This window comes from Ruegeria sp. CH5 (genome assembly GCF_056537025.1).
Window position 1 is genome coordinate 355,485 of sequence record NZ_JBQFQT010000003.1, and the last position, 15,467, is coordinate 370,951.

A 15,467-nucleotide genomic window follows, 5' to 3' on the forward strand; every position below is an offset into this window, starting at 1 on the left:
CCTTGTCCATGAGCGATTTAGGCTGTGATGAATACCTGCGATCTGAAGTCGGACGGAGCACCGCCAGCCGTGAAGTTGCCGGTACAGGAAAATGCATGTCGACCAGCCAGAATTCCACTGACTCGATCCGGAAAGGCTGCCGTGGCATGGTATTCCCAGCCATGTGCTTTTGGATCCGGTCCATCGCGCCACTTTTGCCAAAAGAAAGAACACTGACATGCCTGGAATGAAGCGCACGCCGTTGTATGACCTTCATGTTGAGTTGGGAGGCAAGCTGGTTGATTTTGCGGGCTGGGAGATGCCCGTTCAGTATCCTTTGGGAATCATGGGCGAGCACAAGCAATGCCGCGAGAAGGCGGCGCTGTTCGATGTGAGCCACATGGGCCAGGTGATCCTTCGGGGAGAGAATGTGGGCGAGAAGCTCGAGGCGCTGTGCCCGCAGGCTTTTGCGACATTACCCGAGGGCAAGGCGCGCTATGGGTTCTTCACCAACGAGGACGGCGGGATTATGGACGATCTGATCGTGTCGAACGCGGGCGATCATTTCTTCGTGGTGGTGAACGCGGCGCTGCGCGATCAGGACATTCCGCACATGCGCGCGCACCTGGACGGGGTCGAGGTGACCGAGATCTTCGACCGCGCGCTGGTGGCGGTTCAGGGCCCGAAAGCCGAGGACGTGGTGGGCGCGCTGTGCCCGGCGGCGCGCGATCTGAAGTTTATGGAAACCACCGTGGCCCCGATCGACGGAGTCGAATGCCGGATCTCGCGACTTGGTTACACGGGCGAGGACGGCTATGAGATCTCGATCCCCGAGGACAAGGCGATCGAGGTCACCCGCGCCCTGTTGGCGCATGAGGATTGCGAACCGGCGGGCCTGGGCGCGCGCGACAGCCTGCGGCTGGAGGCGGGTCTGTGCCTGTATGGCAATGACATCGACCAGAGCACTTCGCCGATCGAGGCCAACCTGGCCTGGGCGATCCAGAAGCGGCGCAAGGAAGAGGGCGGCTTTCCCGGCGCGGATCGCATCCAGCGCGAACTGGCCGAAGGCCCGGCGCGCAAGCTGGTGGGGATCAAGCCCGATGGCCGCGCCCCGGCGCGACAGGGGGTCGAGGTGCAGGATCTTCAGGGCAACACGATCGGTCAGATCACCTCGGGCGGATTCGGGCCAACGGTCGGCGGCCCGGTTGCGATGGGTTACGTCGCCGCCGGCCACACCGAGCCGGGCGAACAGGTGAATCTGATCATCCGGGGCAAGGCGCAGCCGGCGCAGATCGTGGCGCTGCCCTTCGTCAAACAGAATTACAAGCGTTGAAGTCAGGAGAGAGACAGCATGGCAACCTATTATTCCGAAGAACATGAATGGCTGACGGTCGAGGGCGACACGGCCACGCTGGGCATCACCAAGCATGCGGCCGAGCAGCTGGGCGAGGTGGTGTTCGTCGAGCAGCAGGACGTGGGTGAAGAGTTTGCGAAGGACGGCGAGATCGGGGTGATCGAATCCGTCAAGGCGGCCTCCGAGATTTATGCCCCGGTCGATGGCGAGATCCTCGAGGTGAACGAGACGCTGGCCGAAAATCCGGGCGCTTTGAACGAGGATCCCGAGGGCGAGGCGTGGATCTACAAGATCAAGATCACCGATGCCGCGCAGCTGGAAGATCTGATGGACGAGGCCGGCTACAAGGCGTTCATCGGCTAAACCCAAACGGAGTCCCGGCCTGGGGCTCCATCGTTTTGACTTGTGCCGCCGAATTTGGGCTCCGCCCGTTCGGGCCTGAAACTGTCCACCGGACAGTTCCCGGGACGGCCCTTACTCCCCGCCGGAGGCTCCCGCAGTCTCCGCCGGGCCTGACCTATCCATGGGAGCGCTGCAATGGCCTTCAAACTGACCGACTACGAAGCCTATGACTTTGCCAACCGTCGCCATATCGGTCCCAGCCCGACCGAGATGCGCGACATGCTCAAGGTGATCGGCTTCAAGACGCTGGACGATCTGATCGACGCCACCGTCCCCCCGGCGATCCGGCAGAAAGACCCGCTGGACTGGGGCCCGGCGATGACGGAACGCGACGCGCTCTATCACATGAAGAAGGTGGCGGGGAAGAACAAGGTTCTGACCTCGCTGATCGGTCAGGGCTATTACGGCACCACCACCCCGGCGCCGATCCTGCGCAACATCCTGGAAAACCCGGCTTGGTACACCGCCTACACGCCCTATCAGCCCGAGATCAGCCAGGGCCGGCTCGAGGCGCTTCTGAACTTCCAGACCATGGTCAGCGACCTGACCGGGCTGGACGTGGCCAATGCGTCCCTGCTGGACGAGGCGACCGCAGCGGCCGAGGCGATGGCGATGGCCAAGCGCGGCGGCCGGTCCAAGGCCAACAACGCGGCCTTCTTCGTGGACCGCAACTGCCACCCGCAGACCATCGCGGTGATCAAGACCCGGGCCGAGCCTTTGGGCATCGACGTCAAGGTTGCCGACCCTGACGAGCTGGACGCGGGCGCGGTGTTCGGTGCGATCTTCCAGTATCCGGGCACCTATGGCCATGTGCGCGACTTCACCGCCGAGATCGCGGCGCTGCATGAACACAACGCCATTGCCATCGTGGCCGCCGACATCCTGTCGCTGGCGCTGCTGAAATCGCCGGGCGAGATGGGCGCCGACATCGCCGTGGGCTCGACCCAGCGCTTCGGCGTGCCGATGGGCTTTGGCGGGCCGCACGCCGCCTACATGGCCACCACCGACAAGCTGAAACGCGCGATGCCGGGCCGGATCATCGGCGTCAGCATCGACAGCCGCGGCAACAAGGCCTATCGCCTGGCGCTGCAGACCCGCGAACAGCACATCCGCCGCGAGAAGGCCAACTCGAACGTCTGCACCGCGCAGGCGCTGCTGGCGGTGATCGCCTCGATGTATGCCGTGTACCACGGTCCCGACGGCATCAAGGCGATCGCCCAGTCGGTGCACCGCAAGACCTCGCGCCTGGCGGCCGGGCTGGAAGAACACGGCTTCAAGGTCGAACCCGAGGTGTTCTTCGACACCATCACGGTCGAGGTCGGCCCGCTGCAAAAGACCGTCATGGAGGCGGCGGTAGCCCGAGGCGTCAACCTGCGCAAGGTGGGCGAGACCCGCGTCGGCATCAGCCTGGATGAACAGACCCGCGCCGAGACGATCGAAGCGGTCTGGGGTGCCTTCGGCATCGACAAGAAGGACGACAGCTCGAACAAGCAGTATCGCCTGCCGGACTATGCGCTACGCGAGACGCCCTATCTGACCCACCCGATCTTCCACAAGAACCGGGCCGAAGCCGAGATGACCCGCTACATGCGCCGCCTGGCCGACCGCGACCTGGCGCTCGATCGGGCGATGATCCCGCTGGGCAGCTGCACCATGAAGCTGAACGCGACGATCGAGATGATCCCGGTCACCTGGCCCGAGTTCGCCAACATGCACCCGTTCGTGCCGGAAGATCAGGCGCAGGGCTATCACGAGATGATCGCCGACCTGAATGACAAGCTGTGCCAGATCACCGGCTATGACGCGATCAGCCAGCAGCCCAACTCGGGCGCGCAGGGCGAATATGCGGGCCTGCTGACGATCCGCAACTATCATATCGCCAACGGGCAGGGGCATCGCAATGTCTGCCTGATCCCGACCTCGGCGCATGGCACCAACCCGGCCTCGGCGCAGATGGTCGGCTGGCAGGTGGTGCCGGTGAAGGCGGACGCGAAGGGCAACATCGATCTGACCGACTTCCGCGAGAAGGCCGAGAAGCACTCGGAAAACCTGGCCGGCTGCATGATCACTTACCCCTCGACCCACGGAGTGTTCGAGGAAACCGTGCAGGAGGTCTGCCAGATCACCCATGACCACGGCGGTCAGGTCTATATCGACGGGGCCAACATGAACGCCATGGTGGGCCTGTCCCGCCCCGGCGACATCGGCGGCGACGTCAGCCACCTGAACCTGCACAAGACCTTCTGCATCCCGCATGGCGGCGGCGGCCCCGGCATGGGCCCTATCGGGGTCAAGGCGCATCTGAAGCCCTACCTGCCGGGCCACCCGGAATACGGCACCGCCGTGGGGCCGGTCTCGGCGGCGCCCTTCGGTTCGCCCTCGATCCTGCCGGTCAGCTGGGCCTATGTCCTGCTGATGGGCGGCGCGGGTCTGACCCAGGCGACCAAGGTGGCGATCCTGAACGCCAACTACATCGCCGCGCGCCTGCAGGAGGCCTATCCGATCCTCTACACCTCCGAATCTGGCCGGGTGGCGCATGAATGCATCCTCGACACCCGCCCACTGGCCGAGGCCGGCAACATTACCGTCGACGACGTGGCCAAGCGGCTGATCGACAGCGGCTTCCACGCGCCGACCATGTCATGGCCGGTGGCCGGCACGCTGATGGTCGAGCCGACGGAATCCGAGCCCAAGGACGAGCTGGACCGCTTTTGCGACGCCATGCTGTCGATCCGCGCCGAGGCGCAGGATGTCATCGACGGCAAGATCGACCCCGAGAACAACCCGCTGAAGAACGCCCCCCACACGGTGCGCGACCTGGTGGGCGAGTGGGACCGACCCTACACCCGCGAACAGGCCTGCTTCCCGCCGGGTTCCATGGGCGTCGACAAATACTGGTCGCCCGTCAACCGCGTCGACAACGCCTACGGAGATCGGAACCTCGTCTGCACATGCCCGCCCATGGACGCATACGAAGAAGCCGCAGAATAAAAACACCGAAACACCCGCCCGATCCGGCGGGGGTTTTCTCAGGGCTTGAAGTCCGCGGGCACGCCAAAGGGCGGCGTCTCCACGCTCGTCCCGGTCAGGGCGTGCAGGAACGCCACCAGTTGCGCGATTTCACCGTCGCTCAGGTCAACTGGCGTGATGTCGACCTTGGCGCGTTGGCGTGCCATCTCGAACTGGTCCTGCCAGACGATGAAATCGGCCTGTTCCAGCCACGGCACCTTGGGCAGTGCGGCCTGATCGGACGTCCAGCGCGACAGGCTGGTTGCCGGGTTCAGGTGATGGCGGATGATCCCTTCGAGGTCGGGAAAGGCGCCGTTGTGGCCGTAGGGCGCCGTCAGCGCCACGTTGCGCAGCATGGGCGTGCGGTACCGGTAGGCGTCCTCCAGCCGGTTGCTTTCGCCCATGCGGCCCACGTCGCGGGCATAGGCGTCCCATTGCCGGGTGCGGCCGGGGCCGAATGGCGGCAGGGCCAGCGCGTGGAATTTCTGATCCGACAGCAGCGGCCCCGAATGGCAGGTGGCGCACCGCGCTTTGCCGTAGAATAGCCGCATCCCGGCCTTCTGATCGGGGGTCAGGGCGGTCTCGTCTCCGGTCAGGAAATGGTCGAACGGGCTGTCGGTGCTGCGCCATTCGATGGCCATGAAAGCGGCCAGAGCGTTGGCGACATGAGTGATGGTGATGTCCTCGGTGCTGTCCACGTCGTCAAAGGCGGCCACCATCGCCGGGCCGTATTTCGGGTCGGTCCGCACCCGTTTGGCGATGATCGGCCAGCCCTTGTCGATCCGGTCATGCACGGCGCCTGTAACTTCGTTCTCGGCCACGTTCCCGGCCATTTCGAATTGAGCGGTCAGCGGAAACAGCGCCTGCGCGGCCAGCAGCGAGTTCAGCCCTTCGGGCAGCCATTCCTGCGCGGGAGAATTGAACCCGTTGCCATAGACATCCGACAGGCTGAGCCGCCCGTCATGGAACATCGTGTGGATGTCGCGCGCGCCCAGGTTCCACAGGCCCGGCGCGTTGCGCGGGATGCGCTTGCGGATGCGGTCCGCCCCGGTCCCGGGCGTGCGGTCGGGGCCAAGACCCCGGCCACCCTCGCCGATGCCCAGCGACAGGCCGTCGGAGGTGCCGAAATCGGGGTGGTGGCAATGGGCGCAGCTGATGTTGCGGTTGCCCGACAGGATCGGGTCGTAAAATAGCTGGTGACCGATCGCGGCCTGTTCCCTATCAAAGAACAGAAAGTCGTCATCGGTCAGCGGCGCGGGCAGCTCCTGCGCCCAGGCCGCCCCGCAAAACAGGAGACCCGCCGCCCCATGCGCCAGCTTGTGCTTGCCCTTTGTGTTGCCGCCACGCCCGTCTGGGCCGAACTGGAACAGGCCCGCGATCTGATGGAGGCGGGCGAGTTTGCCGCCGCGCGCGAACAGCTTCTGCCCGCGGCCCGGTCGGGCAACGCCGAGGCCGAGGAGCTGATCGGCGTGATGTACGGCCTTGGCCTTGGGGTCGAGCAGGACTTTGAGCGCGCGTTCGAATGGTATCTGCGCGCCTCGATGAAGGGGCATCCGGGCGCGCAATCGGGTGTCGGGTGGTATTACGAGCTGGGCCTGGGACTGCCCGCGCCCGACCTGGTTCGGGCCTACATGTGGTACACGCTCAGCGCCATCGGCGGCGACCCCGATGCGGCGATCAGCCTGGAAGAGGTGGTCAAGAAGATGACGCCCGAACAGATCGAAAAGGCCCATGTGTTGGTCAATGACTACAAGGGGTGGATGTACCCCTTTCGGTAAAGGCGGGCCGGGATGACGCGACACCCCGGCCCGAACCGTATCAGTTCAGGTCGGCGGCGCGTTCCGCGTTGATCTCGGCCTCGGCCTCGGCCACGGCCGCGGTCAGAGCGCCATAGATCTCGTCCCCGCGCGCGACGTTCTGCTGGAACCAGTCATAGACCGGGGTCGCGGCCTGCTTGAACGCTTCTTTTTCCTCGGGGGTCGGCACGTACAGGTCGCCGCCACCGGCCACGAAATCCTCGTAGGCCTGTATCGACTTGCGCTTGGGCGAGGCAAAGGTGGCCTGCTGCAGCGCATAGAACCCATCGACGACGACACGGCGCAGGTCTTCGGGCATTTCCTGGAACTTGGCGTTGTTCATCCACCAAAGCGCGCCCATATAGGCGTGCCCGTCCAGCGTGACATATTGCAGGCCGGCATCGGGGAATTTCATGCCCATGATGTCGGTGATGCCGTTCTTCGAGCCGTCAACCACGCCGGTCTGGAAGCTGGTGAACAGTTCCGGCCACGGGATCGGAGTGGGCGAGGCGCCCAGGGCCTTGACCAGTTCCTGGGGCAGGTCTGCGACCACGGTGCGGATCTTCAGCCCGTCCATGTCGGACGGCTGGGTCACGCGGCGTTTGGTGTTGGCGAAGTTGCGCCAGCCGCCGGTGTTGCCGATGGTCATCAGACGGATCGCGCCGCCCGAATCTTCCAGCGCCATTTCGCGCATCTTGCGGGTGAAATCACCCGACAGAACCCGCTCGGCGATGCGGTCGTCGGCCATCAGATAGGGCAGGTCCAGAACCTGTACGTAAGGGAAGATGCCCGAGGCCCCGCCCGAGGTCGAGATGTAGATGTCGATGGTGCCGTCGGCCACGCCCTGCAGGCATTCGGCGCCGTTCGAGCACAGCTGCGTGCCGATGAACAGCTCGACCTCGATTGCGCCGTTCGAGGCGTTCTCGACGAAGTTCTTGAACACGACCAGGCCATCATAGTCCTCGTCGTTTTCGTTCGAGTTGGCGGTGGCGCGCAGCGTATAGTCGGCCGCCGAGGCCGCCAGCGCCGAGGCCGCCACCAGCGACGTGGCGAGTGCTGTGGTTTTGAAGAATGTTCTGAGCATGCGTTTCCTCCCTGTGGTACTCAGTCTAGTTTGCAAATCCCGTCAAACGCGGGATCGTCATGGATATTGCGGGGACATAGGTGATTAGGAAGATCACCGCGATTTCGACGGCCAGGAACGGCAGGATCGCCTTGGCGATGGTTTCCACCCGTTCGCGTGACACGGCGGCGGCCACGAACAGCACCAGCCCCATGGGCGGCGTGGCCAGGCCAACGGTCAGGTTGACGCTCATGATGATGGCGAAATGGATCGGGTCGACCCCCAGGCTGGTGAAGATCGGGCTCAAGATCGGACCCAGGATGATGATCGCCGGACCGGCATCCAGGAACATGCCTACGACGAACAGCAGCAGGTTGATCAGGAACAGCAGGATCAGCGGGTTTTCCGATAGTCCGAGGATCAGCGCGGCCAGTTGCTCGGGCGCGTGGCTGAGGCTGACCACGGTCTTGAACGCCATCGCCGCCCCCACCAGCAGCAGCACCACGGCCGAGGTCATACCCGCATTGCTGAGAACGTCGGGCACCTCTTTCAAGGTCAGCGTGCGCAGCACGAAAAACCCGATGAGGAAGGCATAACCCACCGCGACGGCGGCGGCCTCGGTCGGGGTGAAGATGCCGCCCAGAATGCCGCCCAGAATGATCACCGGCGTCATCAGCGGGAAAAAGGCCTTGAGGCTGGCCTGACCGCGCTCGGGCCAGGTGTATTTGCGGCTGGCCACCGGGAAATCATACCGGTTGGCCATGACCTTGATCATCAGCATCAGGCCGATGCCCACCATGACACCCGGCACAATGCCGGCCAGGAACAGGGCCGCGACGCTTTCGCCCATGACATAGGCATAGATGATCATGATCCCCGAGGGCGGGATGATCGGCCCGATGACCGAGCTGGCGGCGGTGATCGCGGCGGCGAATTTGCGGGTATAGCCCTGCTTCTCCATTGCCGGGATCAGCATCGAGCCCAGCGCCGAGGTATCGGCCACCGCCGAGCCCGACAGCCCCGCGAACAGGATCGAGCTAAGCACGTTCACATGCGCCAGCCCGCCGCGCAGGTGCCCCATCAGCGCCTGGCTGAACTCGACCAGACGGATGGTGATGCCGCCGCGGTTCATCAGCTCTCCGGCCAGCATGAAGAAGGGGATGGCCATCAGCGGAAAGCTGTCCATCCCGTTGTAGACATTGCGGTACAGCAGGGTGATGTCGTTGGTCTGGCCGTTCAGCCACAGCAGCAGGCCGGGTGCGGCCAGCAGCGCGAAAAAGACCGGCAGGCCGATCAGCAGAAACACCAGAAAGACGGGCAGGAACCAGACCAGCATCTATTCGGCCCCCACGGCGGCTTCGGGGATTTCGGGCAGCAGGTCACCGCCGCCCAGCATGGTGATGATCGACCGCAGGATCAGTTCGATGTTGACCGACAGCAGCAGGATCACGCCCACCAGCAGGGAGGCCATCATCCAGCTGCGCGGGATCCGGTACCATTCATCAAAGCCCAGCGAGGTGGGCAAATACAGCGCGGCGGTGGCGAAACGCCCGCCAAAACCGGTGACCTCGGACCAGCCGATGCGCACGGCGACCACCAGAACCGTCAGGCTGAGCAGCAGCAGAAACAGGTTCAGCAACTGGCCGGGTACGCGCGGCAGAAAGCGGACCAGCATGTCGATGGCCACGAACCCGCCGCGCCGGAATGCGGTGGGTGCCATCAGGCCCGTCATCCACAACATGCAGAACCGCGCGGCCTCGTCAGGCCAGGGCAGGGCGTTGCCCAGAACGTATCGGAAGAACACCTGAATCAGGATCGCGATCACCATGAAGGCGATCGCAACGACACCAACCGCGCGGCCCAGACGCAGCGCGGTTTCGTTCACGAATGCGATCGGCGCAAGCGCCGATGTCAATCCGCCCATGCGGATCCTCCCTGTTCAGGCCGCGGGTTTGGCCCGCGGCCGTGTCCCGCGCTTATTGGTGCGCGAATTGGCCGAGCTTGCCGGCGTAAAAGGTCAGCGCGTCTCCGTCCGCCATGCTGGCCCGCAAGACCTTGCCCACCACGATAACGTGATCGCCGGCATCGTGATACGCATGTTGTTCACATTCGAACCGCGCCAGGCATCCGCGCAGCAGCGGCGTGCCGTTTTCGCAGCGGTCGTGGTTGATGTCGCGCAGGGCAAAGGCGTCTTTCGAGCAGCCAAAGCACAGCTCGGCCTGGTCGGCCGATAGAACATGAACACTGAAATGCCGCGCCTTGTGAAAATAGGGGAACCGGCGCGAGTTCCGGTCGCCGGCCCACATCACCAAGGGCGGGTCCAGCGACAGCGAGGAAAAGCTGTTGGCCGTGATGCAGACCGGCCCGTCGGGGCTGTCGCAGGTCACGACGGTGACGCCGGTGGCGAACCGGCCGAAAGCGTCCCGCAGGGTGCGGGTGTCGTCCTTGTGCGGAATGAAGGTTTGCGCCATGTCGTTCGAAAACGCGTTCATCATGGTACCTCATGCCCCAGCGCCGCCTCGTAGAGGCGGAACCAGGTTTCACGATCCAGATTGACTTTCATTGCGTCCGAGACGCGCTTGATGCGGTCCAGGCTGTTGGTGCCCAGAACCGGCAGGATGCCGGCCGGATGGGCCAGCAGGAAGGCCACGGCCACCGCGGCACGGTCGACGCCGAACTGCGCGCCGATCTCGTCCGCGACCACGCCCACCGGAGGATTGCCCGCCATCAGCGCTCCGCCGCCCAGCGGCGACCACGCCATCACCGGGTGGCCGTGCTGCTGGTGAAAGGCCAGATCGCCATTGGTGAACGGAGCGATCGCGCCCAGAGAAATCTCGATCTGGTTGGTCACCAGCGGGGTCTTCATGGCTGATTGCAGCAGTTGCCAGTCCCAGGGGCGGAAATTCGACACGCCCACTGCGCGGACCTTGCCGCTGGCCACGACCTCGTCCAGCGCGGCGCCGGTTTCATGGTGGTCCATGAACGGGTCGGGGCGGTGGATCAGCAGCAGGTCGATATGGTCGATCGCCATTTCCCGCAGCGAGGTGTCGACCGATTTCAGGATGTGCGCGCGCGAGGTGTCATAGTATTTCACCTTGGCATCCGCATAGCGCCTGCAGGGGGCGACGATGTCGCATTTGGTGACGATCTCCATCCGGTCGCGCAGGCCGGAATTGGCGCGCAGGGCGTTGCCCAGAATCGCTTCGGCGCCATAGTCGCCATAGATGTCGGCCTGATCGAAGCTGGTGATGCCCTGATCCAGACAGGCGTGGATTTTGGCCGCCACATGCGCGGCCGAGGTGTCGCTGTCATCGCCCAGCCGCCACATGCCATAGACAAGGCGGCTCAGTTCTAGGTTGTCAGAAAGCTTGATACGTTGCATCAACGACGAACTCCGTTGCCCAGCGGCGTCGCCGGGGTGTCAGCAGGGACCCTTCCGTAGGCTTCGGGAAGAGAGCAGGTTTTCAGATGTGGCATCACACGGGTGCCGAAATGGCGGGCCTCGTCCATATGCGGATAGCCCGAGAAGATGAAGGCGCGGATGCCCATCTTCTGATACTCTTCGATCTTCGACAGAACCTGATCAGTCGAGCCCACCAGCGCCGCGCCGCAGCCTGACCGCGCCCGGCCGACGCCCGTCCACAGGCCCGGCTCGACATAGCCGTATTTGTCGGCCAGCTCGCGGTTCCTGGCCTGATGCGAAACACCGAGCGAGGTGGCGTCCAGCGCCCGTTCGCGGATCGCGCGACCGTATTCGTCATCCAGCTTCGACACGATGTAGTCGGCGTATTCCTTGGCCTCGGCCTCGGTATCGCGCACGATCATGTGCACCCGCAGGCCATAATCCAGCGTGCGGCCGTACTCGTCGGCCACCGCGTGCACGGCCTTCATCCGCTCGGCCAGCTGGTCTTTGGTTTCGGGCCACATCAGATAGACGTCGCAATGTTGCCCGCACAGCTTCAGTGCATCGGGCGAATAGCCCCCGAAATACAGCAGCGGCCCGCCGGTCTGATAGGGTTTGGCCGGATCGGTCGTCAGGCCTGAGAAATTGTAGACCTGACCCTGGTAATTGATCTCATCCTGCGTCCAAGCCTGTTTCAGAATCTCGACCACCTCGCGCGAGCGCTGGTAGCGATAGCTGCTTTCGGCTTTTTCCCCCGGAAAATCCGACGAGATGATGTTGACTGTCAGCCGACCCTTCAGCATGTGATCCAGCGTCGCGATGGTGCGCGCCAGCATGATCGGCTGCATCTCGCCACAGCGCACGGCGGCCAGCAGGTTGATCTTTTCGGTGATCGGCGCGCAGCCGGCCACGAAACTCAGCGTGTCCTGCCCCACCTGATACGAGGACGGGCACAGGATGTTGCGAAAGCCCTGCGCCTCGGCCTCTTTCACGATGCCCGAGCAATGTACCCAGCTGGAGCGCAAATCGCCGTCGGGCACGCCGAGAAACTGATAATCGTCCGAGCACAGCGCCGCGAACCACGAAACCTCGGCCGCATCCAGATCGGGGGATGTGATGGGGACGATCGTCATCTGATTCTCTCTCCTGCCGGGCTCAACTTTTCTCTTGCGTAGCAACCACATTGATGTAGATCAATAGTGTATCAATTTTTTCTGCGACCAAGTGAAGCGCCCGCGTGCCCCCATCCACCAGAAACCCCAACGCCCTGCCGATCTATGTGCAGATCGCCGAGCTGCTGATCCGCGACATCGCCGCCGGCCGGCTGATCGACGGCGAGCGTCTGCCGCCCGAGCGGGACATGGCGGCGCAGTTGAACGTCTCGGTCGGGACGCTGCGAAAATCGCTCGCCGAGCTGGAAAAAAAGGGGATGCTCGAGCGGATCCAGGGCTCGGGCAACTATGTGCGCGAGACCGGGACCCAGAACAGCGTCTATGCCATGTTCCGGCTGGAACTGCCCGAGGGCGGCGGCCTGCCGCGCGCCGACATCCTGTCGGTCGATCACCTGGACAAGCCCGCCGACCTGCCCGATTTCGGCACCTCGCGGCGCGGGTCGCGCGTGCGGCGGATGCGCTATCTGAATGACACAATCATCGCGGTCGAGGAGATCTGGCTGGACGAATCAGCCGGTCTGATCGACCGGCGGCTGCTGTCGGACTCGCTGTATCGCTATTACCAGCAGCAGCTTGGGTTCTGGATCACCCGCGCCGAGGATCGGGTTTCGGTCGGTCGGCTGCCCGATTGGACCCCCGCGAACTTCACACGGCCGGCGGGCGAGACCGTCGGTTACATCGAGCGGTTCAGCTGGTCGGAACGGCCTGAACCCGTCGAGTTTTCGAAAACCTGGTTCGACCCGGACCGGGCAACTTACGTCCAACGACTGAAATGACGAGGAAACGCGCATGACCCGGACCATCAACTACGGGCTGATCGGATGTGGAATGATGGGGCAGGAACACCTGCACAACATCGCCTTGCTGGAGGGCACGCAAGTGGCCGCCATTTTCGAACCCGACCCCGAGATGGCGCGCGCCGCGCAGGCGATTGCGCCGGGGGCCAGGATGGTGCCGTCGCTGCAGGACCTGCTGGCGGTCGAGGCGCTGGACTGCCTGGTCATAGCCAGCCCCAACCATCTGCATGTGGATCAGATCGCCCAGATCGCCGAAACGCGTCCCTTGCCCCTGTTGGTGGAAAAGCCGCTGTTCACCAACCCCGACGATGCGGCCCGTCTGGCCGAGATCGAGCGCAGCTATCCCTGTCCGATCTGGGTGGCGATGGAATATCGCTACATGCCGCCCATCGCCGCCCTGATCGCCGAGGCGCAGGACACCAGCGGCGGGGTCAAGATGCTGAGCATCCGCGAACACCGCTTTCCATTCTTGGAAAAGGTCGGCAACTGGAACCGGTTCAACCGCAACACCGGCGGCACGTTCGTCGAGAAATGCTGTCATTTCTTCGACCTGATGCGCCTCATCCTGCAATCCGACCCGGTGCGCATCAGCGCCAGCGGCGGGCAGGCCGTGAACCATCTGGACGAAACCTATGACGGCGAAACGCCCGACATCCTCGACCACGGCTATGTCAACATCGATTTCGCCTCGGGCGCGCGGGCGATGCTGGAACTGTGCATGTTCGCCGAGGGCGCGCGGTATCAGGAGGAAATCTCCGTCGTCGGCCCCAAGGCCAAGATCGAGGCGCTGGTCCCCGGGCCGGGCCGGTTCTGGCCCGAATATCTGGGCGAGCCGCCGGTGCCGCAGCTGATCGTCAGCCCGCGCGACCCCAAGGGCCCTATCGCCCGCGACATCCCCGTCGATCCGCGCCTGCTGGCGGCGGGTGACCACAACGGCTCGACCTTCTATCAGCATCAGGGTTTTCTGGCGCTGGTGCGCGGCGAGCGCGACGCCCCGGAGGTCAGCCTGACCGACGGCATGTGGGCGGTGCGCATGGGGCTGGCGGCGCAGCAATCGCTGGCCACGGGTGAAACCGTCCGGCTGGATCGCTGAGGTCTTTCTGCGGGTGCAAAATGCGCCGATCGGAAACCTGTGTTCCGATTTGGCGTCACCGCCTGTGTCGTTTTTGATATTCAAAGTGTCTTTTCCGCTTGCCCGTCCATCTGCGGCCCCCTAGGTCTGGCCGCGGGACACCCCTCCCCAACGAGGGGCGTATATCTGGAAGGGTAACACCAATGACCATCGAACGACCGGCAACGCGGCCGGCCAATCCGCGTTTTTCCTCTGGCCCCTGCGCCAAACCCCCCACATTCGAGCTGAACAAGCTGGCCGGTGCCGCGCTGGGCCGGTCGCACCGCGCAGCCGTCGGCAAGGACAAGCTGAAGGCCGCCATCGAAGGCACGCGCGAGCTGCTGGGCATTCCGGCTGACTATCGCATCGGCATCGTTCCGGCCTCGGATACCGGCGCGGTGGAAATGGCGCTGTGGTCGCTGCTGGGCGAACGCAAGGTCGAGATGTTGGCCTGGGAAAGCTTTGGCGCGGGTTGGGTCGCCGACGTGGTCAAACAGCTGAAGATCGACGCCGAGGTGAAAACCGCCGATTACGGGCAGATCGTCGATCTGGCGTCCATCGATTTCAACAATGACGTGGTCTTTACCTGGAACGGGACCACTTCGGGTGTACGGGTTCCGAATGGCGACTGGATCGCCGATGACCGCGCCGGCCTTACCATCTGCGACGCCACCAGCGCCGCTTTCGCTATGGACCTGCCCTGGGACAAGCTGGATGTCACCACCTTCAGCTGGCAGAAGGTTCTGGGTGGCGAGGCCGCGCATGGCATGCTGATCCTCAGCCCCCGCGCGGTCGAGCGGCTTGAAAGCTATACCCCCGCATGGCCGCTGCCGAAGATCTTCCGCCTGACCAAGGGCGGCAAGCTGATCGAGGGCATCTTTCAGGGCGCAACCATCAACACGCCGTCGATGCTGGCGGTCGAGGATTACCTGTTCGCGCTGGACTGGGCGCGCTCGGTCGGCGGGCTGCAGGGCCTGATCGCCCGCGCCGATGCCAATGCGCAGGCGATTTTCGAGTTCTGCGACCAGAACGACTGGATCGAGAACCTGGCCGAAGACCCGGCCACCCGGTCGAACACCAGCGTCTGCCTGAAGTTCACCGATCCGCGCATTCGCGATGGCGCCAGCTTTGCCAAGGCGGTCGCCAAGCGGTTGGAGGCCGAGAACGTGGCGCTGGATATCGGCGCGTATCGCGATGCGCCGGCTGGGCTGCGCATCTGGTGCGGCGGCACGGTCGAGACGTCCGACATCCAGGCGATGCTGCCCTGGCTGAAATGGGCGTTCGAGGCCGAGATCGCCGCACAGGCCGAAGCCGCCTGACCCGTTTCCCCCAACAAGATCCGGGCCGCGTTCGGCCCGGAGTCATCATTCCATTCAAGGAC

14 protein-coding genes are annotated in these 15,467 nt (G+C 64.2%); 7 read left to right on the plus strand and 7 right to left on the minus strand.

Features of this window, described 5'->3' with window-relative positions; all coding sequences use genetic code 11:
• The first annotated feature begins 217 nt into the window (after positions 1 to 217).
• From gcvT to gcvP, 3 genes are all read left to right on the plus strand, one after another.
• Complete coding sequence (gene gcvT, locus ACR0JC_RS12095; protein ID WP_170342078.1) at positions 218 to 1,312, plus strand: glycine cleavage system aminomethyltransferase GcvT; 1,095 nt, start codon at positions 218 to 220, stop codon at positions 1,310 to 1,312.
• Positions 1,313 to 1,330: 18 nt separating this feature from the next.
• Positions 1,331 to 1,696, plus strand: coding sequence for a glycine cleavage system protein GcvH (gene gcvH, locus ACR0JC_RS12100; RefSeq protein ID WP_170342081.1), 366 nt, complete (start codon positions 1,331 to 1,333; stop codon positions 1,694 to 1,696).
• Positions 1,697 to 1,870: 174 nt separating this feature from the next.
• On the plus strand, positions 1,871 to 4,726 hold the full coding sequence (gene gcvP / locus ACR0JC_RS12105) for an aminomethyl-transferring glycine dehydrogenase (protein WP_170342083.1): 2,856 nt from the start codon (positions 1,871 to 1,873) through the stop codon (positions 4,724 to 4,726).
• A gap of 38 nt (positions 4,727 to 4,764) precedes the next feature.
• On the opposite strand, the gene ACR0JC_RS12110 is transcribed toward gcvP, so the two are convergent.
• Entirely contained in the window at positions 4,765 to 6,006 is a 1,242-nt protein-coding gene (locus ACR0JC_RS12110) for a cytochrome-c peroxidase (protein WP_217361083.1), read from the minus strand.
• Positions 6,007 to 6,051: 45 nt separating this feature from the next.
• Here ACR0JC_RS12110 and ACR0JC_RS12115 point away from each other — a divergent pair, with 45 nt between their 5' ends.
• Positions 6,052 to 6,522 carry a tetratricopeptide repeat protein gene (locus ACR0JC_RS12115; protein ID WP_170342087.1) on the plus strand — a complete coding sequence of 157 codons (471 nt, stop codon included), beginning with the start codon at positions 6,052 to 6,054 and terminating at the stop codon, positions 6,520 to 6,522.
• A gap of 40 nt (positions 6,523 to 6,562) precedes the next feature.
• Here the strand turns inward: ACR0JC_RS12115 and ACR0JC_RS12120 are convergent, their stop codons facing one another.
• Genes ACR0JC_RS12120 through ACR0JC_RS12145 form a run of 6 tightly spaced genes read right to left on the minus strand, consistent with a single transcriptional unit; the run spans position 6,563 to position 12,139 of the window.
• Positions 6,563 to 7,624, minus strand: a complete 1,062-nt coding sequence (locus ACR0JC_RS12120; RefSeq protein ID WP_170342089.1) for a TRAP transporter substrate-binding protein — start codon at positions 7,622 to 7,624, stop codon at positions 6,563 to 6,565.
• 25 nt (positions 7,625 to 7,649) lie between these two features.
• Complete coding sequence (locus ACR0JC_RS12125) at positions 7,650 to 8,939, minus strand: TRAP transporter large permease (RefSeq protein WP_480763952.1); 1,290 nt, start codon at positions 8,937 to 8,939, stop codon at positions 7,650 to 7,652.
• Positions 8,940 to 9,527, minus strand: coding sequence for a TRAP transporter small permease (locus tag ACR0JC_RS12130; protein ID WP_170342093.1), 588 nt, complete (start codon positions 9,525 to 9,527; stop codon positions 8,940 to 8,942).
• A gap of 52 nt (positions 9,528 to 9,579) precedes the next feature.
• Positions 9,580 to 10,098: a flavin reductase family protein gene (locus tag ACR0JC_RS12135; protein ID WP_170342095.1), complete on the minus strand. Its 519-nt coding sequence runs from the start codon at positions 10,096 to 10,098 to the stop codon at positions 9,580 to 9,582.
• Entirely contained in the window at positions 10,095 to 10,985 is an 891-nt protein-coding gene (locus tag ACR0JC_RS12140) for an aldo/keto reductase (RefSeq protein ID WP_170342097.1), read from the minus strand. The genes ACR0JC_RS12135 and ACR0JC_RS12140 overlap by 4 nt, the downstream gene beginning before the upstream one ends.
• Positions 10,985 to 12,139: an LLM class flavin-dependent oxidoreductase gene (locus ACR0JC_RS12145; protein WP_170342099.1), complete on the minus strand. Its 1,155-nt coding sequence runs from the start codon at positions 12,137 to 12,139 to the stop codon at positions 10,985 to 10,987. Before ACR0JC_RS12145 ends, ACR0JC_RS12140 begins: the two co-directional genes overlap by 1 nt.
• A 104-nt stretch (positions 12,140 to 12,243) precedes the next feature.
• Between ACR0JC_RS12145 and ACR0JC_RS12150 the strand changes: the two genes are divergently transcribed.
• From ACR0JC_RS12150 to ACR0JC_RS12160, 3 genes are all read left to right on the plus strand, one after another.
• Positions 12,244 to 12,954 carry a GntR family transcriptional regulator gene (locus ACR0JC_RS12150; RefSeq protein WP_170342101.1) on the plus strand — a complete coding sequence of 237 codons (711 nt, stop codon included), beginning with the start codon at positions 12,244 to 12,246 and terminating at the stop codon, positions 12,952 to 12,954.
• 13 nt (positions 12,955 to 12,967) lie between these two features.
• Positions 12,968 to 14,068, plus strand: a complete 1,101-nt coding sequence (locus tag ACR0JC_RS12155) for a Gfo/Idh/MocA family protein (RefSeq protein WP_170342104.1) — start codon at positions 12,968 to 12,970, stop codon at positions 14,066 to 14,068.
• Between the two features lie 182 nt (positions 14,069 to 14,250).
• Positions 14,251 to 15,405, plus strand: a complete 1,155-nt coding sequence (locus ACR0JC_RS12160) for a phosphoserine transaminase (RefSeq protein ID WP_170342106.1) — start codon at positions 14,251 to 14,253, stop codon at positions 15,403 to 15,405.
• Positions 15,406 to 15,467 lie beyond the last annotated feature (62 nt).